General features: G+C 61.5%; 21 protein-coding genes, 1 tRNA gene and 2 pseudogenes. 11 read left to right on the forward strand and 13 right to left on the reverse strand.

Annotated features, from left to right (window positions below; genetic code table 11):
• Window positions 1-354: 354 nt before the first annotated feature.
• Entirely contained in the window at window positions 355-939 is a 585-nt protein-coding gene (locus tag AC0L18_RS29765) for a biotin transporter BioY (protein WP_473495354.1), read from the reverse strand.
• A gap of 125 nt (window positions 940-1,064) precedes the next feature.
• On the opposite strand from AC0L18_RS29765, the gene AC0L18_RS29770 reads away from it, so the two are divergent.
• Complete coding sequence (locus AC0L18_RS29770; protein ID WP_473495355.1) at window positions 1,065-1,973, forward strand: MBL fold metallo-hydrolase; 909 nt, start codon at window positions 1,065-1,067, stop codon at window positions 1,971-1,973.
• A gap of 37 nt (window positions 1,974-2,010) precedes the next feature.
• Here AC0L18_RS29770 and AC0L18_RS29775 read toward each other — a convergent pair whose 3' ends face one another.
• Genes AC0L18_RS29775 through AC0L18_RS29795 form a run of 5 tightly spaced genes read right to left on the reverse strand, consistent with a single transcriptional unit; the run spans window position 2,011 to window position 6,755 of the window.
• Window positions 2,011-2,931 carry a phosphorylase family protein gene (locus tag AC0L18_RS29775; RefSeq protein WP_473495356.1) on the reverse strand — a complete coding sequence of 307 codons (921 nt, stop codon included), beginning with the start codon at window positions 2,929-2,931 and terminating at the stop codon, window positions 2,011-2,013.
• 49 nt (window positions 2,932-2,980) lie between these two features.
• The gene (locus tag AC0L18_RS29780; protein WP_128248014.1) at window positions 2,981-3,772 is read right to left on the reverse strand and encodes an ABC transporter permease; all 792 of its coding nucleotides are present in this window, start codon (window positions 3,770-3,772) and stop codon (window positions 2,981-2,983) included.
• Window positions 3,765-4,652 (reverse strand): ABC transporter permease, encoded by an 888-nt coding sequence (locus AC0L18_RS29785; protein WP_473495357.1) that lies wholly within the window; start codon window positions 4,650-4,652, stop codon window positions 3,765-3,767. Before AC0L18_RS29785 ends, AC0L18_RS29780 begins: the two co-directional genes overlap by 8 nt.
• A complete protein-coding gene (locus AC0L18_RS29790) occupies window positions 4,649-5,686 on the reverse strand; it encodes an ABC transporter ATP-binding protein (RefSeq protein ID WP_473495358.1) in 1,038 nt (345 codons plus the stop codon). Before AC0L18_RS29790 ends, AC0L18_RS29785 begins: the two co-directional genes overlap by 4 nt.
• A gap of 28 nt (window positions 5,687-5,714) precedes the next feature.
• Window positions 5,715-6,755, reverse strand: coding sequence for an ABC transporter substrate-binding protein (locus AC0L18_RS29795; RefSeq protein WP_473495359.1), 1,041 nt, complete (start codon window positions 6,753-6,755; stop codon window positions 5,715-5,717).
• A 197-nt stretch (window positions 6,756-6,952) separates the two neighbouring features.
• Here AC0L18_RS29795 and AC0L18_RS29800 point away from each other — a divergent pair.
• Together AC0L18_RS29800 and AC0L18_RS29805 are read left to right on the forward strand one after the other, a co-directional pair.
• Window positions 6,953-7,036 (forward strand): annotated as a pseudogene (locus AC0L18_RS29800) (hypothetical protein); the annotation flags it as partial.
• A gap of 171 nt (window positions 7,037-7,207) precedes the next feature.
• The gene (locus tag AC0L18_RS29805) at window positions 7,208-7,951 is read left to right on the forward strand and encodes a substrate-binding domain-containing protein (protein WP_473495373.1); all 744 of its coding nucleotides are present in this window, start codon (window positions 7,208-7,210) and stop codon (window positions 7,949-7,951) included.
• Between the two features lie 89 nt (window positions 7,952-8,040).
• Here AC0L18_RS29805 and AC0L18_RS29810 read toward each other — a convergent pair whose 3' ends face one another.
• Window positions 8,041-8,826 carry a DUF1499 domain-containing protein gene (locus AC0L18_RS29810; RefSeq protein WP_473495360.1) on the reverse strand — a complete coding sequence of 262 codons (786 nt, stop codon included), beginning with the start codon at window positions 8,824-8,826 and terminating at the stop codon, window positions 8,041-8,043.
• Window positions 8,827-8,901: 75 nt separating this feature from the next.
• Window positions 8,902-10,530: a fatty-acid--CoA ligase gene (locus tag AC0L18_RS29815; protein ID WP_473495361.1), complete on the reverse strand. Its 1,629-nt coding sequence runs from the start codon at window positions 10,528-10,530 to the stop codon at window positions 8,902-8,904.
• Between the two features lie 196 nt (window positions 10,531-10,726).
• On the opposite strand from AC0L18_RS29815, the gene AC0L18_RS29820 reads away from it, so the two are divergent.
• Together AC0L18_RS29820 and AC0L18_RS29825 are read left to right on the forward strand one after the other, a co-directional pair.
• On the forward strand, window positions 10,727-11,083 hold the full coding sequence (locus AC0L18_RS29820) for a hypothetical protein (RefSeq protein ID WP_023797902.1): 357 nt from the start codon (window positions 10,727-10,729) through the stop codon (window positions 11,081-11,083).
• 146 nt (window positions 11,084-11,229) lie between these two features.
• The gene (locus AC0L18_RS29825; protein WP_473495362.1) at window positions 11,230-11,613 is read left to right on the forward strand and encodes a DUF427 domain-containing protein; all 384 of its coding nucleotides are present in this window, start codon (window positions 11,230-11,232) and stop codon (window positions 11,611-11,613) included.
• A gap of 316 nt (window positions 11,614-11,929) precedes the next feature.
• On the opposite strand, the gene ppdK is transcribed toward AC0L18_RS29825, so the two are convergent.
• A complete protein-coding gene (ppdK, locus tag AC0L18_RS29830; protein ID WP_473495363.1) occupies window positions 11,930-14,608 on the reverse strand; it encodes a pyruvate, phosphate dikinase in 2,679 nt (892 codons plus the stop codon).
• 225 nt (window positions 14,609-14,833) lie between these two features.
• On the opposite strand from ppdK, the pseudogene AC0L18_RS29835 reads away from it, so the two are divergent.
• The 3 genes and pseudogenes from AC0L18_RS29835 to AC0L18_RS29845 form a co-directional block, all read left to right on the forward strand.
• Window positions 14,834-14,959: pseudogene (locus AC0L18_RS29835) on the forward strand (VOC family protein); the annotation flags it as partial.
• Between the two features lie 132 nt (window positions 14,960-15,091).
• Window positions 15,092-15,166 (forward strand) — tRNA-Gln (locus AC0L18_RS29840).
• Between the two features lie 264 nt (window positions 15,167-15,430).
• Entirely contained in the window at window positions 15,431-15,745 is a 315-nt protein-coding gene (locus AC0L18_RS29845) for a hypothetical protein (protein WP_473495364.1), read from the forward strand.
• Between the two features lie 890 nt (window positions 15,746-16,635).
• Here the strand turns inward: AC0L18_RS29845 and AC0L18_RS29850 are convergent.
• Together AC0L18_RS29850 and AC0L18_RS29855 are read right to left on the reverse strand one after the other, a co-directional pair.
• Window positions 16,636-18,408: an SLC13 family permease gene (locus AC0L18_RS29850; RefSeq protein ID WP_473495365.1), complete on the reverse strand. Its 1,773-nt coding sequence runs from the start codon at window positions 18,406-18,408 to the stop codon at window positions 16,636-16,638.
• A 164-nt stretch (window positions 18,409-18,572) separates the two neighbouring features.
• Window positions 18,573-18,833 (reverse strand): hypothetical protein, encoded by a 261-nt coding sequence (locus AC0L18_RS29855; protein ID WP_473495366.1) that lies wholly within the window; start codon window positions 18,831-18,833, stop codon window positions 18,573-18,575.
• 65 nt (window positions 18,834-18,898) lie between these two features.
• Between AC0L18_RS29855 and AC0L18_RS29860 the strand changes: the two genes are divergently transcribed.
• Window positions 18,899-19,468, forward strand: coding sequence for a peroxidase-related enzyme (locus AC0L18_RS29860; protein WP_473495367.1), 570 nt, complete (start codon window positions 18,899-18,901; stop codon window positions 19,466-19,468).
• Window positions 19,469-19,470: 2 nt separating this feature from the next.
• Window positions 19,471-19,860, forward strand: a complete 390-nt coding sequence (locus tag AC0L18_RS29865) for a rhodanese-like domain-containing protein (protein ID WP_473495368.1) — start codon at window positions 19,471-19,473, stop codon at window positions 19,858-19,860.
• Window positions 19,861-19,904: 44 nt separating this feature from the next.
• Here AC0L18_RS29865 and AC0L18_RS29870 read toward each other — a convergent pair whose 3' ends face one another.
• Entirely contained in the window at window positions 19,905-20,141 is a 237-nt protein-coding gene (locus tag AC0L18_RS29870; protein ID WP_023797920.1) for a hypothetical protein, read from the reverse strand.
• 133 nt (window positions 20,142-20,274) lie between these two features.
• Complete coding sequence (locus AC0L18_RS29875) at window positions 20,275-21,207, reverse strand: complex I NDUFA9 subunit family protein (RefSeq protein WP_473495369.1); 933 nt, start codon at window positions 21,205-21,207, stop codon at window positions 20,275-20,277.
• Between the two features lie 627 nt (window positions 21,208-21,834).
• Here AC0L18_RS29875 and leuA point away from each other — a divergent pair.
• Entirely contained in the window at window positions 21,835-23,571 is a 1,737-nt protein-coding gene (leuA, locus tag AC0L18_RS29880; RefSeq protein ID WP_473495370.1) for a 2-isopropylmalate synthase, read from the forward strand.
• Window positions 23,572-23,642: the final 71 nt, after the last annotated feature.

Consider the following 23,642-nt stretch of genomic DNA (forward strand, 5'->3'; position numbering starts at 1 on the left):
ATACCGGTCGAGCAGCTATGTCGCGGGGATCAAGGCGGTTGGTCGAATTTTTGCTATTTGTCCATTAATTTTAGCTGTGCCTAACAAGCTACCGAGCCGCATTATTTTTTCAGCCACCCAACCAGCGGTATCGAACGATTGCGCGTAGCCGCCTGGTTACACCGGCTCGCGACGAATCGCCGGCTGTCGTGGTCCTTAGTCGTTAGTCTTGACCATAGTGTGACGGTATCGTTAGCAAATCGTTGCGGAGCAGATGCCGGCCAACTGGAGCCGCCCTGCGTTGACGATTCCGACGGGCCGTCGCTGAAACAGGATCATGCCAGGATTACAGCCAGCGATTGCGCCGACCAGAGCTCAGGGGCGCCTGAGCAGCGACCAGACGGCTGGCACAAGGCTCGCCGCCAGGCCGACCTTGATCAGGTCGCCGACGATGAACGGCACGACGCCGAACTGCCATGACTTTTCCGGGCCGATGAGCAGCGCCAGCCAGGCAAAGCCCATCGCCATCATGACGATTTCGGCAACCAGAATCGCGTTGAAGAGCTTGACCGGATGGCGATCCCAGCCGCGATCGGCGGCCCAGCCGACGATCGCCGCCATGACCACGAAGCCGAAGAGATAGCCGCCGGTCGAGCCGAGCATGTAGGCAATGCCGATGCCCTTTTCCGGCGTGCCCTGGAACACCGGCAAGCCGATGGCGCCCTCCGCCATGTAGAGAAGCAGCGTGGCGACGCCGAGGCGCATGCCGAATGCAGCTGATATCAGGAACACGGCCAGGGTCTGCATCGAGATGTCGACCGGTCCGAGCAAAACCCTGGTCTTGGCCGACAAGGTCAGCAGCAGCGTTCCAACGATCGCCAGCAAAAGCTGGGTCGCCAGGCGGGCCGCGCCCTTTTCAGGCAGAGCGAGAGAAACAAGCGGCGTCGTTGCAATTGCCATGGTCTTCCTCATTGCGGATTGCCGCAGATCGCGGCCTTGCGTTTCCCTATATTGGCTTCCGTGCTATGCGGCAATCGGTTTTGCTGACATCGGTTTTGCCGCCTCTGGAACAGGGCTGAACTGCCATGGCGCTGAAATTCGACACCGACTTCGACCCGGCCTACGGCCAGGGCGTCAAGGTTGCGCCCGACGTGGTTCGGATCACCGCGGAAAATCCCGGCCCGTTCACATTTCACGGCACCAACAGCTACATCGTCGGGCGCAAGACGCTGGCGGTCATCGATCCGGGGCCGGATGACGAGGCGCATCTTAGGACATTGCTCGAGGTGATCGCAGACAGGCCGGTCAGCCATAGTTTCGTCAGCCACACGCATCGCGACCATTCTCCGCTGGCAGCGCGGCTGAAGCAGCACACCGGTGCAATTGTCCTGGCCGAGGGTCCGCATCGGCCGGCGAGGCCGCTGCGCACAGGCGAAATCAATCCGCTCGACGCCAGCGCCGACACCGCCTTCAATCCGGATACCGCGCTTGCCAACGATATGGTGGTCGACGGCGACGGCTGGGCGATCAGAACGGTGCTGACGCCGGGCCATACCGCCAACCACGCAGCCTTTGCGTTGGAAGGAAGCGGTATCCTGTTCTCGGCCGATCATGTCATGGCCTGGGCGACCTCCATCGTTGCGCCGCCGGACGGCGCCATGGCCGACTACATGGCCTCGCTGGATCGGCTGATCGAGCGCGACGACCGCCTGCTGCTGCCCGGCCATGGCGGGCCGGTGACAGCGCCGCGCAGCTTCATGCGCGCGTTGAAGGCGCATCGCAGGATGCGCGAGCAAGCGATCCTGGAGCGGATCAGAAGCGGCGACCGGACGATCGAGGAGATGGTCGCGGCGATCTATCGGGATACCGATCCGCGCCTGCACGGCGCCGCCGGGCTGTCGGTGCTTGCCCATCTCGAGGACCTGGTGGCGCGCGGCCTGGCGAGCACCGACGGCGACCCTGCGATCGACGGCATTTTCAGCCTGCCTGGCTAAAAAATCCCGCCAGAACTCGCACCGCCCTCCTCAAACCTCAGAACCGGCTGGAACGCTCTTCCGGTTGAGGCGACTTCAAACCCTGGCAAGAGCATTGCGGATTGGCCGGAAGTCGCGCGGCGGTCTCCAGCGCGACAAGCGAGGCTGTCATGGAGAGATTGGGCAGCACGTCCTCCTGCAGCAATTTCTGGCGGTTGCGATCCATATAGTCGTTGAAACCCGCCGTGACGAACGCACAGGGCACGAAGCAGGCGCCGATCTCGCGCGCCAAGGTGGCCTCAGGGGCGATGGAATGGTTGAGCACATCCGCCCCCATGCCGCGATAGGCCAAGGCTTCGGCCGGGGTTGTCAGCCGCGGACCATAGCAATGGGCAGCCACCAGCTGCTGTTCGATGCCATGAACGCGGCATTCGGCCGGCCAATGCCGGCGGGCCGTCTCGGCCAGAACCGCCGCACATGTTGGACATACGATCTGCTTGCCCGAACAGTCAAAACTCTGGCGATCCGGAAGCAGTGAAAACGGGGTCTGCGTCAGTTCGATGATATCGGCGGGCACCACCATGTCGCCGGGCTGGATCGCCTTGTTGACGGCGCCAACGGTCGAGCAGGCGAGGACTTGCCGCACACCCGCTTTCATCAACACCCAGAACGCGCGGCGATGGCAGGAATGGTCGATATGGTCGCGGGGATTGCCGTGCGAATACATGCACAACGCCCGCTTTGCTCTGCCTTCGGCTGAAATCGAGGCATCGAACTCGAGCAACTTCCAGTTGTCGGTACGACCGAAAGGCGTCTCAAAACTCATGTCACGCCGCAGCGTGCGCACGCCCTCGAATCCGACGTCTTCCGGGAAGGCAAGCCCCCAGTTTGCCGACCCGGTGATGATGGCCAAGCCGACCTGAGGTATGTCAGTCGATCGGTCCGCCGGAGCACCGGCTGCGTGATGATTTTGGGGCATGCTTCCCATCTTGATCAGGATATTGGCTCGGTGAGGATTTTTGGCTCGGTCAGGATTTTTGACGAAGGGCGACGATCACGACGACGACCACAACAATAGCGGTCCACAATGTCGAGATCGCCGCAATGGTCGGATCGATCTGATCGCGCAGCGAGATGAACATGAGCTTCGGCATCGTGCTGTTGCGACCACTTGCGACGAAGATCGAAATCACGGACTCGTCGAGCGACGTCAGGAACGCCATCAATGTCGCCGACAACAGGCTGAGCCGAAGTTGCGGAACGATTATTCCGCCAATTGCCCTGGCCCAGTCCGCGCCGAGGCTGCGCGCCGCCTGAACCTGGTTCCAGTCGAAGCGAGCCAGGGCGGGCAGCAATACAATGCACGCGACCGGAACGGCGAGCACCACATGTCCGACCAGCACACCGAACAGCGTTCCGACCAGGCGTTGCGCCGCCAGCACAAAAAACAGGCCGATCGCCAGCAGGATTCCCGGGGTGACAGAGGGGGTGAGCAGAACGCCCTGGATGGACGCTGCGGTCTTGCCGCCCAGCCGATTCATCGAGATGCAGGCGAGCAGCGCAAACGGCACCGCAATCAGCGCCGTCAATGTCCCAAGGATCAGGCTGGTCCTGAGTGCTGCCATCCACGTCGCCGAGCCGAAAAAATTCTCGTACCAGCGCAACGAGTAGGCGTGCGGCGGAAACTCGAGGAGATTGGACGCCGAAAACGAAAGCGGCACCACCACGAGCGTCGGCAACATCAGAAATGCCATGACAAGCGCAGCAAAGCTCCACAGGACAATGCGGGCGAGCCGGTTTTGCGGATAGGCTTCAAGCATGGGCGGCTGCCACCGTGTTCTGGGCCAGCAGGCGGCGTGCCGCCAGCAGCATCACACCGATCAGCGCCATGAGAACGAGGAGCAGAATGCCCAGGACGCTTGCCGACCCCCAATCCTGAAAGGTCGATAGCGCACGCTCGATCCGGGTCGAGAGAGGATTTATCTTGCCGCCGCCAAGCACCGCCGGCGTGATGAAAAAACCGATGGAATAGATGAGCACGATGACCGAGCCCGAGAAGATGCCGCCGGCCGAAAGCGGCATGATGACGGTGCGGATGACCTGCCCGAGCGTGGCTCCCATGCTCGCTGCCGCGCGAACGAGGTTTGGGTCGATATCGCGCATCGCGGCATAGACCGGCAGCAGAAAGATCGGCAGCATGTAGTGAACCATGCCGATCAGCGTTCCGGTAAAATTATAGACCAGCGGCAAAGGCTCCGCCGTCAGGCCCGAACCAGTCAAGGCCGCGTTGACCAGGCCATCGCGCCGCAACAGCACGAGCCAGCCATAGGTGCGCACCAGGATAGCGGTCCACAACGGTAGCATGACGAAGGCCATCAGCACATTGGCCACCCTTGGCCTGGCGCTGGCCAAGGCGAGTGCCAGCGGGGTGCCCAGAAGAATGCAGATCGCCAGCGTGCCGAGGGACAGTTCGAGGGTGGTGACGAGCGCCGACCATGTCAGTCCGCTCGAAAGCACTTTCGCGTAGTTGCCGACAGTGTACTCACCGCCTGTGGTCAAAAAAGATTGCCGGATGATCCAAAGGATGGGCAGTATCGCCGCCAGTCCAACGATGATCAGCGCCGGCAGCGAAAGCGAAAGGAAAAACCGCCGCTCGCGGCGCGCATCTGCCAGGAGCGCAGGATCCACAGTGACGGTCACGCCAGCGCTCCCGGTATCGCGTGAACCTTCGCTGCTGGTGCAAATGCGGTCATCCGCTGACCGGCGGCAAGCTCGGCGCAGCCGCCGGCCAGCGCTGCCGGAATGCAGACAAGCACCTCCTGGCCACCGTCGAGCGCCAGCGTCAAAAGCCAGTTCTCGCCGCGGAACGCCTTGGCGCGCAGTATGCCTTCGAGAGCCACTGCGTCTGCACCGACGAGCTTGGCATCAAGATGGAAGCTTTCGGCGCGAATCATCAGGGTCTCGCGTGACGCTTCGGCGCCGTCGATCCTGCGCACCGAGCCCGGCGCCACGATGTTGGCCTCGCCCATGAACTCGGCGACGCAGCGGGTCGATGGACGATCATAGATCCGCTGCGGCGTATCGATCTGCTGGATGCGGCCAGAATTCATCACCGCAATCCGGTCGGACATGATCAGCGCTTCGCGCTGGTCGTGGGTCACATAGATTGTGGTGATCCCCAGGTCATCGTGCAGACGCCGGATCTCGTACTGCATGGTTTCGCGCAGATTCTTGTCGAGCGCCGACAGCGGCTCGTCCATCAGCATCACGCGCGGTTCGAAGACGATTGCCCGCGCCAATGCCACCCGTTGACGCTGGCCGCCGGACAGTGCGGCGATATTGCGCTCCGCCAGGCCGTCCAGCTTGACGCGGGCCAGGGTGCCAAGCGCCCGCTGACGCGCCTCCGCTCTCGGCGTCTTGCGCAGCGCCAGCGGATACGCGACATTCGCCAGGACATTCATGTGGGGAAACAAGGCGTAATTCTGGAATACGATGCCGATGTCGCGTTTGTCCGGCGCCAGGCGGGTAATGTCGCGATCGCCCAACAACAGCTTGCCGGAATCCGGCCGGACAAAGCCGGCCAGGGCCATGAGCAGCGTGGTCTTGCCCGATCCCGATGGCCCGAGCAGCGTGAGGAATTCGCCAGCTTGAATGTCGAGCGAGACATCATCCAGCGCGACGTAGGACCCGTAAGCCTTGCTGACGCTGTCGATGGTGATCGGGAGCGACTTCATCATCTGCTCCAGCCTTGTCAGCCGAGGCTCAGCGGGCCATCATCTCGTCGAAGGCCTGTTGGGCAGCCTCGCCGTTCTTGACCCACCATTGTGAATTCGAAAACACCGAGGTGCCGGCATTTTCAGGCGCGGTCGCAAGCGTCTTCAGACGGTCCTCGGGAATCAGGCCACCCTCATAGGCCGCAGGATTGACCGGGCCATAGGCGATGAAATCGGTCAGCTTCGCAACGCGCGCGGGCTGCGTCATCGCTGCGATGAGCTTCATCGCGGCTTCCTTGTTCGGCGCGCCCTTCGGCACCCCAAGGCAGTCCGTGCCGATGACCGAACCCTTGAACGTGTAGTCAGCCGTGCCGCCATCTTTTTTCACGGTCTCTGCCCGGCCGTTCCAGGTAACGACCAGATCCGCCTCACCGTCCTTCAGCAGCTGCGCGGACTGGGCTCCCGAGGTCCACCACACGGCGACATCCGGTTTGATCGCTTCAAGCCGCTTGATGGCACGCTCCAGCCCTTCCGGCGTGCTGAGCACGGCATAGACGTCCGCCGGCGCCACGCCATCGGAGAGAAGCGCGATCTCGATCGAGTCCTGCGCATTGGCGCGCAACGCGCGGCGGCCCGGGAATTTGGCAACGTCCCAGAACTCGGCCCAGGTCTTCGGCGGGTTGTCGCCATAGGTCTTGGTGTTCCACGACAGGACGGTGCCATAGGAATCGAACGGATAGCAGTAGTCGGACGCGGCACCCTCCGGCACGGATTTGGCATCGATGGTCTTGTAGTCGAGCGGCTCCAGCAGCGATTGTGCGGCGGCCTGGGCGCCTTCCGGCGAGCCGAGGTGGATAATGTCGGTCGCAATTGCCCCCGAGGTGACCTGCATCTTCAAGGCGGCCAGGCCGTCGCTCAGGGTCTCCTCGCGGGCATCATAACCTAGCTCTTTTGCAGCAGGGCCCCACATGGCCTCTTTCATGGCGTTGCCATAATCGCCGCCTGCAGTCGTGATGGTGAGTGTTTGGGCATGGACGGGCACGGCAGCCGAGATCGCGAATGCTGTTAAGGAAATGCGCAGCCAGGACATAGGTTCTCCTCCCCAACGTCATCAAATATTGCCTGAAACGGCCATTTATCTGTAATCGTAACGTTACGATTGCATCAGAACACGCAGGAGTCAAGCGGCTTGCGACGGGCGTTCGGATTGACCGGGATGTCGAATCCGGTAACGTTATGGCGGTCAGCAAGTCAGCCGGCGCTTTCGCAAATGAAGTCGGGCGAACAATGGCCAATCTAAAGCAGATCGCGGCGGAACTTTCCCTCTCGGTGACCACGGTGTCCCGCGCTCTGAAGGATGGGCCGGAAGTGCAGCCCTCGACCATTGCCCGCGTCAAGGAGGCGGCCAAGCGGGTCGGCTATCTGCCAAATCATCATGGTCGTGCGCTCAAGACCGGTCGAACGCTGACGATGATGGCCGTACTCCCGATGGAGACCCAAAATCATCTGTCCGATCTGTTGAAGCTGCCTTTGATCGAAGGCATGACGCTGGCGGCGCGAAAAGCCGGTTATAGTCTGTCCATCTATTCCACCACGCCCGACGACGATCCCGTCGAGAGCGTGCAGCGGCAGCTTCAGGCGCGCAGCACGGACGGACTGATCATCACGCGCCTGGTGTCGGGTGATCCGCGCGTCAAGCTGCTGCTGGATCAACGCATGCCATTCGTCGCGTTTGGAAGAACCGACCTGGATACCGCATATCCTTTTGTCGATGTCGACAATGAACAGATTGCCTACGAGGCAACCCGACGGCTCATGGACAAGGGCTGCCGACGCATTGCACTGCAACTTCTGGTTCCGGAGGATCAGGCGAGTGCCATGCGTTTTTCCGGCTATGCAAGGGCAATGGCGGAGGTCGGCATTGCAATCGACCAAGCGCTGATCGGTCATGGCATGTTCACCATGGAATCGAGCGCAGCCTGGTTCGATCGCTTGCTGGCTTGCTCAGATCCGCCGACAGGCCTGGCATGCGCCAACGAACTGGGCCTTCTGGGGGCGCTGCACGCTCTTGGCAAAAGAGGTCTTGCGCCGGGGAGCGACGTCCACATTGTCACGCGTGACAGCACGCGGCTGGCACGCTTCCTGCCGGCAAAGATCGAAGTCCATTCCGTCGATATGGCGGCTGTCGGACGCAAGCTTGTCGAAGTCCTGGAGAGCCGGATCATCAATCCGCTTGGGACAGTGGAGACAATTTTGCTCAAGGGTGAATTCGAGCCGGCCGAATAGCCTGTTCGCATACTCAACCACTGATTGTATCGGCCGCATTTCTGTGGCGTCAAAGCGATTCCGCTTTGGCTGTAAAAACGCTCTGGACGTCACTCGGCCGGGGCCGTACCGACCTGGCCGGCGACTTCCTGATCCAGCTCGGCCAGGAAATCCACGATGCGGGCCGCATTGTCGCCAAGGTCGTAGCGGCCGTAACGCGAGGCCGAACGCATGTCGACGAGGACCGCATCGCCATCGTCGGTCACACGGATGGCGACGTCGGCGGGAAGGCTGAGGATGAAGCTCCTGGCCAGGGCGTTGATCGTCACCTCGCTTTGCCCGATCGCACGCGGAAACGGCGCTGCAAGCTGCCAGTCCCGACGACCGAGCACGGTTTCGACGGCTTCCAGGACCCGATCGAAAGGCAGATTGTAGCTGCGACTGGTGACAAGCGGATAGGTCTCGGTCTGCAGCCGCCGCTCGCCCGGGGTCGGCGGCGAAAGCGCGTTCATATCCGCGGTCCGGGTGCTGGTGTCGAGCACCGGCGGATCGTCGAAATCCGTCGAGATGTCCCTGAGCGGCGGAGAAGTCGCTGCCCAATAGGCGGCAATGCCAAAAGGAACAAGCACCAGCAATGCCAGCAGCGCGCCGACGCTGAGATCGCGACCGCCACGGTCGCCGAAATTCCAAATTCTCGAAAAGGCAAGGCCGGCGAACAACAGCGCAAAGGCGGCAAGCAGCGCGACAATGCCGAGCACCCAAAGGAAAGCCGGCGTTTCAACAAGCTGATAGCGGTGGCCGACGAGAACGGTCAGCAGCAGGACCGCCGAAAAAGCGCCTGTCCGCCGCGACCAGCCGGCGGCCCTCGACGTCTGTCGCTCGGGAGTTTTCATCATTTTCAGCACTGCTTCACCCCGGACCGGCGCTTAAGCCGTTCAGCGGCGGCTTGTAGGCGAAAGACGTCATGTCAGTCAGTCCGTCGGCAGGCGATAGTCCCTGAACTGCCGGCGCAAGGTTGTCTTCTGGATCTTGCCGGTGGCGGTGTGGGGAATTTCGCCGACGAAGGCGACGTCATCCGGCATCCACCACTTCGCCACTTTGCCGTCCATGAAGGCGAGGATATCCGTCTTGGTCGGCTCGCGGCCCGGCTTGCGGACGACGACAAGCAACGGCCGTTCGCCCCATTTCGAATGTTGGATGCCGATGGCGGCCGCCTCCGCCACATCAGGATGACCGATCGCGAGATTCTCGAGCTCGATGGTCGAGATCCATTCGCCGCCCGACTTGATGACGTCCTTGGCGCGATCGGTGATCTGCATGTAGCCGCCCGGGTCGATATGGGCGACATCGCCGGTATCGAACCAGCCTTCTTCATCGAACTGTTCGGATCCGATGCCGCCATAATAGGCACGCGCGACGGCCGGTCCGCGGACCTTCAAGCGCCCGAATGTCTCGCCGTCCCATGGCAGTTCCTTGTCGTCGTCGTCGGTGACCTTCATTTCGACGCCGAAAGGCGGAAAACCCTGCTTGCCCTGGACGTCGAGCCGGGCTTCGCCCTCAAGCCCGGCATAGCCCGGCTTCATGGTGCACAGCGTGCCGAGCGGCGACATTTCTGTCATGCCCCATGCATGGATGACCTCGACATCGTAATTGCCCTGGAACTTTGCCGTGATCGCACGCGGGCAGGATGAGCCGCCGATAACGACCTTGTTCAGATAGGGAAGTTTCTTGCCGGTCTCCTCCAGGTACTGCAGCAGCATCAACCACACTGTCGGCACGGCGGCGCTGAACGTCACCTTTTCGGTGTCGAGCAATTCATAGATCGAGGCGCCGTCCATCTTGCAGCCAGGCATGACCAGCCTGGCGCCGATCATCGGGCCGCTCTGGCCAAGGCCCCAGGCATTGGCGTGGAACATCGGCACAACCGGCAGTATGGTGTCGCGCGAGGAGAGGCCCATCGCATCGGGCATCGCCGCAATCATGGCGTGCAGCACGTTCGAGCGATGGCTGTAGAGGACGCCTTTCGGATCGCCTGTCGTGCCCGAGGTGTAGCACATGCCGGCGGCGGTGTTTTCATCGAACGTCTTCCAGGTGAAGGCGCCGTCGGCTTCGTCAAGCCATTCCTCATAGGCAACAGCATTCGGCAGCGCCGTCTGCGGCAGGTGCGCCTTGTCGGTCAGCACGACCACCTTTCTGAGCGATTTGACCGCGCCGGCGATCTTTTCAAGCAGCGGCACGAATGTCAGATCGACGAAGATCGCCTGGTCCTCGGCATTGTTCATGATCCAGGCGATCTGCTCGGGAAACAGGCGCGGATTAAGCGTGTGATAGATCGCGCCGACACCCATGATGCCGTACCAGGCTTCGATGTGGCGCGCCGTGTTCCAGGCCAATGTGGCGATGCGGTCGCCAAGCCCAAAGCCATCACGCTCGAGCCGCTCAGCGACCCGCAAGGCGCGGCGATGAATTTCGACGTAAGTGGTCCGGACGATCGGGCCCTCGATCGAGCGCGACACAATCTCGCGTTCGCCGTGCTGCCTGGCTGCATTGTCGATTAGCTTGTGGCAAAGCAGCGGCCATTCCTGCATCAGTCCGAGCATTCTTCTCCTCCCATGGGTTTTCGTTCCCCCACTGGTTTTCGCTCCATTGTGGGACGAACAAGCGGATTGTCCAGCCATGACCGGGCAGAAGCAGCCCATTGTTCGAAAAGGCAGCGAAAACCGCCACAATCCGGCCATTGTCGACATTAACTTTGATTAATGGTAGGGGTGTGATTGGCGAATGAAAGAGGTTCGCATGGACGCGCAGCTCGACGACAAAGCTCTCGAAGATTCGCTTGCCGAAAGCCTGGCCGATTTGGTGCCGGACGCCAAAACCGTTTCCGAGGACGAATTCGTTGAAGTCGTCGGCGGCGCCCTTGAGGCCGTCGGCGGCACGCTGCTGTTCAAGATGTGCGTTCAGAACGAAGGCGAAAGCCAGCACGTCGCCGCGGCTTGCGTCGGCGATGGCGGCAACCGCCAGTTCCTGCTTCTTACCTTGCCGACCGGCGGTGGTGCGCTCAAGGTCGAAACCGCGTCGCGAAGCACCAATCCTGTCGCCGGTATCGCCGCCGCCTATGCCGGGCTGATGGACGCCTTTCAGGCTGCCGCCTGATCGGTCATCAGCCCTGATCGGTCATAGCCAAGCTCAATTTGACGAGAGATCCTTCAACCCCAAAAGGCGATGGAGCCCCGCATTCGACAGCGCCCTTGCGTAGCGCGCACGCCCTACACATTTTAGGTCGTGCAAGGAGAACCGTCATGGACCAGACCGCCAATCCGTCACCCGGCTTTCAGCGCAACCCGGATAAAGTCATTACCATCGAGCCCTACAGCGGAACTGTGACCGTGCGCGCCGGCGACGCGGTCATTGCCTCGTCCAGGAGGGCCAAGCTGTTGACCGAATCCCCCTACCCCGGGATCCTCTACATTCCATTCGAAGACATCGATTTCGACCAGCTTCGCAGGACGGACTCGTCGACTCATTGCCCATTCAAGGGCGATGCGAGCTATTGGAGCGTGCTGCCTGCCGCGGAAGCAGGCAAGGATGCGATGTGGGCCTATGAGCGGCCTTTCGACGAGATGATCGAAATCCGCGATCACGGCGCGTTCTATCCCAACAAGGTGACGGTCGAAGCCGCCTAGTTCCTCTGCACAGGGATTGGTTCTTTGACCGTCGGTCGCTGCCGGCCGGCCTGCAGCCATCAGCCCTGACTCTTGGGATTAGCCACAGGCCACCACGTCTTCGTCATCCCAGGGCGAAGCAAGGAGCGAAGCGACGCGGCGCAGACCCTGGGATGACGAAGGGAGGGATGTTTCAGCCAATCCTAGAGGTTTGCGATTTGCCACTGAAATTGTCTGAGAGAATTGTCGACGGTCGCTGCCGATCGCCGATCTGTCAAAATCACTGTGCAGAGCAGGGTGCCCTGTCCTGCCGACCAGTCGGTGTCCTGCCGGCCGCTTACCCGCGACCGTTCTTAGCAGCCTGCACCGCCGCCTGCGCGGCAGCCAGCCTGGCGATCGGCACGCGATAGGGCGAGCACGACACGTAGTCGAGGCCGATCTCCTCGCAGAAATGGATCGACGCCGGATCGCCGCCATGCTCGCCGCAAATGCCGAGCTTGATATCCGGCCGCGTTGCCCTGCCTTTTTCGGCCGCCATCCGCACCAGTTCGCCGACGCCTTCGATGTCGAGCGACACGAACGGATCCTGCTCGATGATGCCCTTCTGGCGATAGGTCTCCAGGAACGAGGCCGCATCGTCGCGTGAGATGCCAAAAGTGGTCTGGGTCAGATCGTTGGTGCCGAAAGAGAAGAATTCGGCCGCCTCGGCGATGGCCCGGGCGCGGATCGCGGCGCGCGGCAGTTCGATCATCGTGCCGGTAAGATAGGTGATCTTGACGCCGGTTTCCTCCATCACGCTCCTGGCGACGGCATCGATCCGCACCTTGACGTAGTCGAGCTCCTTCACCAGGCCGACCAGCGGCACCATGATTTCCGGGACCACCAGCGCGCCGGCCTTCCTGCCGGCTTCGACGGCGGCCTCGAAAATGGCGCGCGCCTGCATCTCGGCGATTTCGGGATAGGAAACCGCAAGCCGGCAGCCGCGATGGCCAAGCATCGGGTTGAATTCGTGCAGGGCCTCGGTGCGCTGCCTGAGCTTGTCGGGCGACAGGTTCATGGCGGCGGCGACTTCGGCCACCTCTTCCTCGGTCTTGGGCAGGAATTCGTGCAGCGGCGGATCGAGCAAGCGGATCGTCACCGGCAGGCCGGCCATGATCTCGAACAATTCGAGGAAATCCGAGCGCTGCATGGGCAAGAGTTTTGCGAGCGCCGTTCGCCTGCCCTTTTCCGTGTCGGCCAGGATCATCTCGCGCATGGCGACGATGCGGTCGCCCTCGAAGAACATGTGCTCGGTGCGGCAAAGCCCGATGCCTTCGGCGCCGAAGGAACGCGCCATGCGCGCGTCGAGCGGCGTTTCGGCGTTGGTGCGCACCTTCATGCGGCGCACGGCATCGGCCCATTCCATGATGGCGGCGAAATCGCCCGAGAGCTCCGGCTGCAGCATTGGCACGGCGCCTTTCAGCACCTGGCCGTTGCCGCCGTCGATCGTGATGATATCGCCCTTGCGGAACGTCGATCCCATCGCCATCAGGGTGCCGGCCCTGTAGTCGACGCGCAGCGAGCCGGCGCCCGACACACAGGGCTTGCCCATGCCGCGCGCCACCACCGCCGCGTGGCTGGTCATGCCGCCACGCGTGGTCAGGATGCCTTCCGCCGCATGCATGCCGTGGATGTCCTCGGGACTGGTCTCGATGCGCACGAGAATCGCCTTGCGGCCTTGGGTCTTGAGCTCCTCGGCATCGTTGGAGGAAAACACGATCTCGCCGGTGGCTGCCCCCGGAGATGCGGGCAGACCGATGCCGATGACATCGCGTGCCGCCTTCGGATCGATGGTCGGATGCAGCAACTGGTCGAGCGAGGCCGGATCGATGCGGGCGACCGCCTCCTCCTTTGAAATGAGCTTGTCGCGCGCCATCTCGACGGCGATTTTGAGCGCCGCCTTGGCGGTGCGCTTGCCGGACCTCGTCTGCAGCATCCACAATTTGCCGCGCTCGATGGTGAATTCGAGATCCTGCATGTCGCGGTAGTGCTTTTCCAGGCGGTCGGAGATGGTGACGAAAGACTGGAACGCTTCCGGCATCAGCTTCTGCAGCGACGGCTTGTCGGAGCCGGCGGCAATGCGCGCCGCCTCGGTGATGTTTTGCGGCGTGCGGATGCCGGCGACGACATCCTCGCCCTGCGCATTCACCAGGAACTCGCCATAGAGCATCTTTTCGCCGGTCGACGGATTGCGGGTGAAGGCGACGCCGGTGGCCGAGGTTTCGCCCATATTGCCGAAGACCATGGCCTGGACATTGACCGCGGTGCCCCAGCTTTCGGGAATGTCGTGCAGGCGCCGGTAGGTGATGGCGCGGTTGTTCATCCAGCTCGAAAACACGGCGCCGATCGCACCCCAGAGCTGCTCGTTCGGATCTTGCGGAAACGGTTTGCCGAGTTCCTCCTCGACCTTGGCCTTGTAGAGCGCGATCACGCCCTGCCATTCGATGGCGCTCAGTTCGGTATCGAGTTCATGGCCGAGGCCGCCCTTCTGGTCTTCGAGGATTTCCTCGAACACCTCATGGTCGAGGCCCATGACGACATCGGAATACATCTGGATGAAACGCCGGTAGCTGTCATAGGCAAAGCGGGCGTCGCCTGAATCGGCGGCCAGCGCCTCGACCGTCTCGTCGTTCAGGCCGAGATTGAGCACGGTGTCCATCATGCCGGGCATCGAAGCGCGGGCACCGGAACGCACGGAGACCAAAAGCAGTTTTGAGGGATCGCCGAAGCGGCGCCCGGTCAGCCGGCCGATATGATCCAATGCGACCGCGACGTCCGCCTCCAGCGAGGCCGGGTAGGTGCGGCCGTTGGCGTAGTAGGCGTTGCAGACGTCGGTGGTGATGGTGAACCCCGGCGGCACCGGCAGGCCCAGGCTGCACATTTCGGCCAGATTGGCGCCCTTGCCGCCCAGCAGGTTCCTGTCGCCGGCACGGCCTTCTGCAGCGCCGTCGCCAAAGGTGTAGACCCATTTGGTCATGCTTGCTCTCCGGTTGCAGGAGATTGAAAAGATTGACGAAGCCGAAGTTCCGCCGTGTCCCTGCACGAGCGATATGATGCTGCAGTGCGAAAGGCAAGCCGTCGGCAAGCCAGCCGGCTTCTACAATCGATTAAGACAAAGCGATGACAAAAGACTTGCGGTTTGGGCGGCCAGTTGAAGAGCACAAAACAGGAACTAAACGCCATGGGACTGACCGGAGAACTCGAAACCCTGGGCGCCGTCGAAAATGCCGGCGGCACGATCGTCAAGCCGATCTTCTCATTCCCCGGCGGCAGGCGGATCCATTTCTTCGATCCGGCCGGCAATGAAATCGCCGTTTGGGGTGAATAGACGCCATCGCCCGAAAGCAGACGATGATTTGCGATCTGCGGAAACCGGTGGATCAGTTCCGCGCATTCTCGGCATTGAGCTTTCCGTCGGCTCGTCCTATAAGGCCGCGCGCAGCGGGCATGTTGCGACTGTTGGGGCGTAGCCAAGTGGTAAGGCATCGGTTTTTGGTACCGACAATCCCAGGTTCGAATCCTGGCGCCCCAGCCAACATTATTTTATATGGCAAAATCAGCTACTTACAGAGATTTCAATTTCTTGATGTAGGGCAGTCCAGGTCACCTGCTTAGGTGCCATTCGACCGCGCCAGGATCAGCGGGAACGCCCTCGATAAAATCGCCATTGAGAGGCTGGAACTGCTTATGGATTTCGCGAAGTGGTGTCGCCCAAACCTTGCCGCTTTTCCAGTCCGCGACACGGTGGAGAACGGCGCTGCTCCGCCTAATGGTTTAAAGCTGCCGTTGATCAAAGGGAATGCGCGCAGTCGTCGTATTGGGTTTAATTATTTGCGCCGGCACTGCACGGGCTAGCGAATTAGAGGTTCTTCTCAGCGAGAAAATTGGAGGCTGCTTAGTCATTCCGGTCGATATCGCGACGCCGTTCAAAATGACTTTTGAGGTCACGCTGGATAAAGCCGACAAGGCACAGACTGTTGCTGTGGTCGCTTACGAGCCTCACTCAGAGTCGATGGCGAAGGCTGCTCCGATCCTTGCACATGGCGTGAAACGGTGTTGGCCGCCGGGAATCAAAACAAATCCAGTTCGATTCACATTTTCGATGGACGAATAGCACCCAGAATTTCCGTGCTTGTATGCAATTAATGGCTATGAGCCGAGCAATTTGAGCTTGTCCCACCAAATAAACTGTTCGCCCATCGAGGTCCGCGACTGGGCTTTAGTGGTAATCCCGCTGGCGCCGATTGGTGAGCTTTTGAAATCAGGCCAAGATATGATAACGCGTGATAAGTAGGGCGAATTGACTGCAAGAAGAGGGGAAACGTTTGAGCCGCATTTTGGTAACGGTCATCGCAGGAATCTGCTTCACAATATCGACTGCTTCGGCCGGGCAGGGAGAGCAAAACATCAATTACTTGGCACGTATGGCAGATGGCAAATTGCATCGGGCTGCAGAAATTTCAGGTAACATCTATGGCCTATTGAAAAGGTGCCCGGCGCTGAGACCAAGCGAAAGTGGAAAAGCCATGATGGCTGTCCCCCTCCTGTTGAACGAGGGGCTAGATAAACACTTGGCGCCTCCCGCTAAATTCGAACGAGCTGTCCGTGTGTTTAATGGCGCTTACCGTAAGGCTCTTCTGAGTAAAGGTAGTTGCAAGGCCGGGAAGGCCAAGGACCCAGATAGTTACCGGTAGATGTCCGCCTTGGGGCCAATCCATATCGCGAGAATTATTATGGCCGCAGGGCAGCGAAGCGTGCCGGCGTTGGCTGCCCGGCTTTCAAGAAATTCGGGAGCGGACCCCAATTTTCAGGTGCCCATTGTGGCAAGCTCTTCATCGACTGTTGCCTGATACTTCGTCAGAGCCCCTCCGGCGTCTCGCTTTGCCAAAATCCTCGATAGGCGCAAAGCCTTTGTCACGAGCGATCCATATTGCTTGACCGGGAGCGGCCTACGTACTGCCATGGGGCTCCGAGTCTCGCCAGGATTGATCCGTCCGCCGCATATCAGTTCATCGGCCAAACGATCATAAGCATCGGCACGGCAACAATGACGACGAGGAACGATAGCGGCAGCCCCAGGCGTGGATAGTCGCTGAAACGGTAGCCGCCCGGCCCCATCACGAGCGTGTTGCACTGGTGGCCGATCGGAGTGAGAAAATCGCAGCCGGCGCCAATGGCGACTGCCATCAGAAATGCTTCCGGCCTGTAGCCGAGATCGCCGGCAAACGCGGCGGCGATGGGCGCCATGACCAGAACGGTGGCGGCATTGTTGAGGAATGGCGTAACGGCCATCGCGGCGACAAGGATGAGCATCAAAGCGCCGGGCGCCGGAAGAATGGTCCCCAGTTTGGCAAGCTCGCCGGCAATGACGCCGGTCGCCCCTGTACTGCGCAGCGAATCGCTCACCGGAATGAGAACGGCGAGCATGACGAGGATTGGCCCATCCAGCGATTGGTAGACGTCCCGGACCGGGATGACCTTGAAAAGCACCATCGCGACCGCGGCCGTAAAGAAAGCGACGGAGACCGGGAGCAGCCCGAGCGCGGTCGCCACCATGGCGAGAGCAAGGATGGTTACCGGCACAACACCTTTGCGGACGCTGCCAAGCAGGATAGCCCTTTCTGCCAGCGGCAGGCAGCCGAGTTCACGCAGTACATCGGGTATCGTCGCTGCATTGCCCTGCAGCACGACGACGTCGCCCAGCCTCAGCTGGACTTCGGCCAGCCTGCGGTCGAGGCGCTCGCCGTGACGGCTGACGGCCAGGAGGTTGACATTGAAGCGGTGATAGAGGGCAAGGCGCTGAGCCGTCCAGCCGATCAAAGGCGAGCTTTCACCGATGACGGCTTCGATGGCGACCATCTCGCTGGCCGTGACGTCACCGCCGACCCTGTTGCCGGTAACGCTGAGCTTGCCCTGGGAGACAAGGCGATCCAGCGCCCCAGGGTCGCCCTCGAGCAGCAGAATGTCGTTCATCTTGAGGACAACGTCGGGCAGTGGCGTCATCCGCATGGTCCGGTTGCGCAGGATCGACGTCACGATGGCATCGCCGCCGGAAAGCTTCATGAGGTCTGCGACGGTTTTGCCGAGCACAGTGGAATCGCGGACAATTTTGGCCTCTGTCAGGTAGTTCTTGATATCGATGGCTTCATTCACCGACCCGCCGAGCTTTTCGCGCACCGGCAACAGCCAATAGAAAAACACCAGGAAGATCGTTCCTGCGGCGGCCAGGGCGGCTCCAACAGGTGTAAAATCGAACATTGTGAAGGCGGTGCCGGTCAGTTCCTCCCGCACCCGCGACACAACGACATTGGGAGATGTCCCCACCTGCGTCATGAGTCCACCGAGCAGCGACCCGAACGCCATAGGCATCAGGAATATCGACGGTGAAACGCTCGACCGGCGCGCGAACTGGAAGGCTATCGGGATCATGATCGCGAGCGCACCGATATTCTTTACAAAGGCAGACAGGATCGTGACCACGATGACCAGCAGCGCCAGTTGCGAGCGAACACCCGACAGGTTCGGAGCGAAACGCCTGATGGCGACTTCCATGATGCCCGAGCGTGCGATGCCCGCGCTCACCAGCAGGGCACTGCCGACAATGACTACGATATCGTCGCTGAACCCGCTGAAGGCCTCGTCAAAAGGCACGATGCCAACCGCGAGTGCGGACAACAGTGCCGCGGCTGCAACCAGATCATATCGATACCGACCCCATACGAGCGCCGCCATCATTACGAAGATAACGGCGAACGACAGAATTTGCGGCGTAGTCATGTCTTCGGATGCCCCGCCGCTTGTGCGGCTGATCAGAACGGCCAAACCGCCGTTTTGTTGCTTTCGCTGGTCACGGTTTTGCTAGCACGGTTGCGTGCCTGCCAATAAGCCCGTGTCGAGCAATGTTCCCGACTTTCGCAGCCATGGTCCTGGGGTGGCGCTTTTCAACCTGGCCGGCGGCTGGCCGCTCCGACTTTATAGCGATAGCTGTCATCCTCGCTAGTGCGCGCTGCGCCATGTTCGGCCGCGATCGACCCGCCGCTCTCCGCAACCATGCGATACACCGCCTCCACCCCGCCGATGATGTGATCGCGCGTGCGCACATAGTCGGCGCAGGCGTCCCGCATCGTCCACAGCGATTGGAACTCGCGCGGCGACTGCGAGACCACCGCATCCTCTTCAACGCCCTCTTCCAGCCCTTCCATGAGGCTCGCCGAAAAGCCTTCGATGGCCTAAAGCTGGTCGCATTGATGCAAGGGAGAGAGCACAGATGACCGCGCCCGCCATAAGCCGCTTCCCCGTTCCCGAGATCGCCGGCCTTCCCGACGACATCCGCGAACGGATACTCGCCGTGCAGGAGAAGTCGGGATTCGTGCCCAACGTCTTCCTCGTGCTTGCGCATCGGCCGGACGAGTTCCGCGCCTTCTTCGCCTATCACGACGCGCTGATGGACAAGCCCGGCCCGATCACCAAGGCCGAGCGGGAGATGATCGTCGTGGCCACGAGCAATGCCAATCAGTGCCAGTACTGCGTGGTCGCCCATGGCGCGATCCTGCGCATTCGCGCAAAGAACCCGCTGATCGCCAATCAGGTGGCCACCAACTACCGCAAGGCCGACATCACCCCGCGCCAGATGGCGATGCTCGATTTCGCCATGAAGGTTTCCGCGCGCGCCTACGAGGTCGGCGACGCGGACATCGCCGACCTCAAGATGCATGGCTTCACCGACGAGGACGCCTGGGACATCGCGGCCATCGCCGCCTTCTTCGCCATGTCAAACCGGCTGGCCAACGTCACCAGCATGAGGCCGAACGACGAGTTCTACGCGATGGGGCGCTGACCATGCCGAAGGGATACAAGGACCTGCTGGCCGACGCCGATGCGGTCGTCCGCTCGGTCGAGGCAGCGGACATGGCGACCATTCCCGACGGCGTTGTCATGGTCGACGTCCGGGATCCGCGGGAACTGGAGCGCGAGGGCATGATCCCCGGCGCGTTCCATGCGCCGCGCGGCATGCTCGAATTCTGGATCGACCCGGAAAGCCCCTACCACAAGCCGATATTCGCCGAGCCCAGGACCTTTGTGTTTTACTGCGCGTCCGGCTGGCGCTCGCTGCTCGCCGCCAAGATCGCGCAGGAGATGGGACTTGACGCGCGCAGCCTGCGCGGCGGCTTCTCGGAGTGGAAGAAGCGCGGCAATATCGTCGCCGAGAGACCGAGGAAGGACAGCTAGGCTCGACGACCGGCACCGTCGCTTGCTACTGGGAATGCGGGCGATCAAGGCGCGCGATCGGTCAGCGCGCTTGCACCTTCCTCCGCGGCGCAATGTGCGCAGCAGTAGATGATGTCATCTTGTTCGACACCATGTCCGATGATCCGGCACCCGCAATGCGGGCAGAGTGGAGCAAGTTTCTGGATCGCGCATTCGAAGCTGTCGAACGTATAGCTTTCCTCAGCCAGCGTCACTTCGAAAGCCTTGTCGTAGTCATTCCCGCATTGATCGCATCTGGCCATGGTACTTTTCCTTCTTCTTCATTGGTTCAAGCTCGACCAACCCGCCGCATGGCGATAGGTTCCCGGCAGGATCGTAGAGTCCTGCCAAGCAGGAGAGTCTTGCTAAATAAGCAGGAGACGGACCCGAGCAGCCTCACGCGCGCCGTTCGATCAAGCGGATCACCTCCTCGATGTCGCGCGGCGCGATGTCGAGTTCCTTCAGGCCCGGCGCGCCGATTGCGGCCATATTGTCGTGCCGCATAAGATCGACCTGGTTTCGCGTTATCGGCGCTCCCGGAAGGAGTTCCGCGACGCCGGCCAAGGCGTCCCACGCCGCAAACGGCACCGGCATCAGCCTGATGTGGGTATCGAGCTGTCGGGCGATCTCGCGCAGCAGTTCCTTATAGGTGTAGATGCGCGGGCCGCCGAATTCGAATATCGATGAGCCCTTGTGGTTTCGCCCGCCGATCAGCCGGCAGACTGCGTCTGCGACGTCTTCCACATAGACCGGCTGAAGCCGTGTGCCCCCATCGCCGAACAGCGGATAAACCGGCAGCAGACGTATCAGCCTGACAATCGTCGTGAGGAAAACGTCGTCAGGTCCCGTCATGACGGCGGGACGCACGATGATGGCGCCGGGAAATGCGCTCGCCACCGCCTCTTCTCCGCGCCCACGTGCCCTGATGTAGTTCGAATCCGATTGAGGATCGGAGCCGATCCCCGAAATCTGGACGAACCGGTCGACCTCGCCAGCGCGCGACGCGGCGGCAAGTTCAGCTGCGGCTTCCACATGCACCCGCTCAAACGCCTGGGCGCCCTGCTCGACGTAGAGACTGACGGCGTTCACGATCGCCTGTGATCCGGCAATGGCCGTGCCGATCGAGGACGCATCCAATATGTCCGCCTCGACGGCTTCGGGCGGCCTTGCCGTCGAGGAAAAAACCTGGCCCACCCGAGCCGGGTGGCGGGATGCGGCGCGGACCGTGAAACCCCTTTCCAGGAGCCGCTTCACGATCCGGCGCCCGAGAAAACCTGTCCCGCCGAACACAGTGACGATCCGTTCTGTGTTGAGATCGTCAGGATCCATTTGCCTCGCCATCCCTTGGCTTTGCGTGCCCGCCGAGCGCCTGCCGCAAGGATCGCCTCTGGCCGGCGTATAACCCAGCCCCTTCGAACACCGGGACGGTTGGAGAACAACGCAGGAACGTTTTTTGTTCCAGTCGGCGCCAGGTTCGATTGAGAGACGGCCGATGTCGCTGTGGACGGCGAGTGTTCGACGCCGGGTTGCCATGCTGTCCGTTTCATCCCCAGCCTCCATTGGCTGGCGATAAAACCGGACAACTCCTGTGCTACCTAATCCGGACAACTCATCTGCTTACGACACTGTCGTTCGGCCCCACTTGCCTCGCTTTGGCTGCTCCTGTATGAAAACCGCCATGACCAACCGCGCCACCTCCGTCGCTTCCCGTCAGACCGGCTTTGCTGGCGAGACCGTGCGCGCGCTTGCTTCCGCTCTGCTGCTGCTCGGCCTTATCGGCGATCGCCGGGTTCGCTGAAGGAGCGCCCGGCGGTCGAACCGCCGCTCACGCGCATGCTCCTTGGCCAGTCTCAAAATTGGCAAGTCACATCTAGCGAATGAACATCTGGTAAAAGGCGCCGCTCGGCACCAAATCCGCCTGAAGGCGGATCCCGCGAGCCGCCGGGAGAGACGACAATGAACGCACGAGAAGAGATCCGCTCAGACAGCGGGGAGATGGGCCAGGATGCCCGGGGCATGCCGGAGGCAGCCCGCAAATACCAACCCTACCCGACCGTCGGTCTCACCGACCGCGTGTGGCCTTCGAAAGTCATCGACAAGGCCCCGATCTGGTGCTCGGTCGACCTGCGCGACGGCAACCAGGCGCTGATCGATCCGATGGGCCACGAGCGCAAGGCGCGCATGTTCGCCCTGCTCCTCGACATGGGCTTCAAGGAGATCGAGATCGGTTTCCCGTCGGCCTCGCAGACCGACTTCGATTTCGCCCGCTGGTGCATCGAAGAGGGCAATGTATCAGACGATGTCTCGCTGCAGGTGCTGGTGCAGTGCCGGCCGGAACTGATCTCCCGCACTTTCGAGGCGCTGCAGGGCGCCACCAACCCGATCGTGCATTTCTACAATTCGACCAGCGAACTGCAGCGCCGCGTCGTCTTCGAGAAGGACGTCGCCGGCATCAGGCGGATCGCCACCGATGCGGCCAAGATGATCACCGACATGGCAGCGAAAGCCGGCGGCTTCTATCGCTTCGAATATTCGCCGGAGAGCTTTACCGGCACCGAGCTGGAAGTGGCGCTGGAAATCTGCAACGCCGTCACCGAAATCATGAAGCCGACGCCGGAAAACAAGCTGATCATCAACCTGCCGTCCACGGTCGAGATGTCGACACCCAACATCTATGCCGATCGCATCGAATGGATGTGCCGCAATCTCGACAACCGCGAGAACCTGCTCATTTCGCTGCATCCGCACAATGACCGCGGCACCGGGATCGCCACCACCGAACTCGGCCTGATGGCGGGCGCGGACCGCGTCGAAGGCACGCTGTTCGGCAATGGCGAGCGCACCGGCAATGTCGACATCGTCACGCTGGCGCTCAACATGTACACGCAAGGCGTCGATCCCGAGCTCGACTGCTCCGACATCAACCGGATGAAGGACGTCTACGAATATTCGAACCAGTTGAAGATCCCCGAGCGCCATCCCTATGTCGGCGAGCTCGTCTACACCGCCTTTTCCGGCTCGCACCAGGATGCCATCAACAAGGGCATGAAGGCGTTGCGCAAGGCCAACACGCCGTACTGGGAAGTGCCCTATCTGCCGATCGACCCGGCCGATGTCGGGCGCAACTACGAGGCGATCATCCGCATCAACTCGCAGTCCGGCAAGGGCGGCATCGCCTATGTGCTGCAGGCGGACTACGGCCTCAATCTGCCGCGCAACCTGCAGATCGAGTTCAGTCAAGCGATCCAGGCGATCACCGACGCCGAAGGCAAGGAGGTGCCGGCCAAGCGCATCTACGAGCGCTTTCTCGAGACCTACGTCGATCAGCCCGGCGCGCGGTTGAAATTCCTCGACCACCACACTTATCCCGACATTGAGATCAAGGGGCGGCGCGCGGTGGAGGCGATCATCCTCGACAGCGGCAAGGAGGTGACGATATCAGGCTCCGGAACCGGCCCGATCGACGGCTTTGTCGACGCGCTGTCGCGCTATGTCGGCGTGCCGATGTCGGTGCTCGACTATTCGGAGCACTCCATGCAGCGCGGCTCGAATGCCTCGGCCATCTCCTATGTCGAGATGGAGCATCCCGGCGGCAAGCTGTTCGGCGCCGGCATCAACACCAATATCGTCGCCGCTTCGCTGGAAGCCGTGGTTTCCGCCGCCAACCGCATCGTCGGCCGAAAGGTCGACTAGAGCGTTTCCAGATTTGACGGAATCGAGGGGATTCCAGATTTGTCTGTTTTGTGATTCAAGATGCTGGCTGG

The sequence above is a fragment of the Mesorhizobium sp. WSM4819 genome (genome assembly GCF_055811215.1).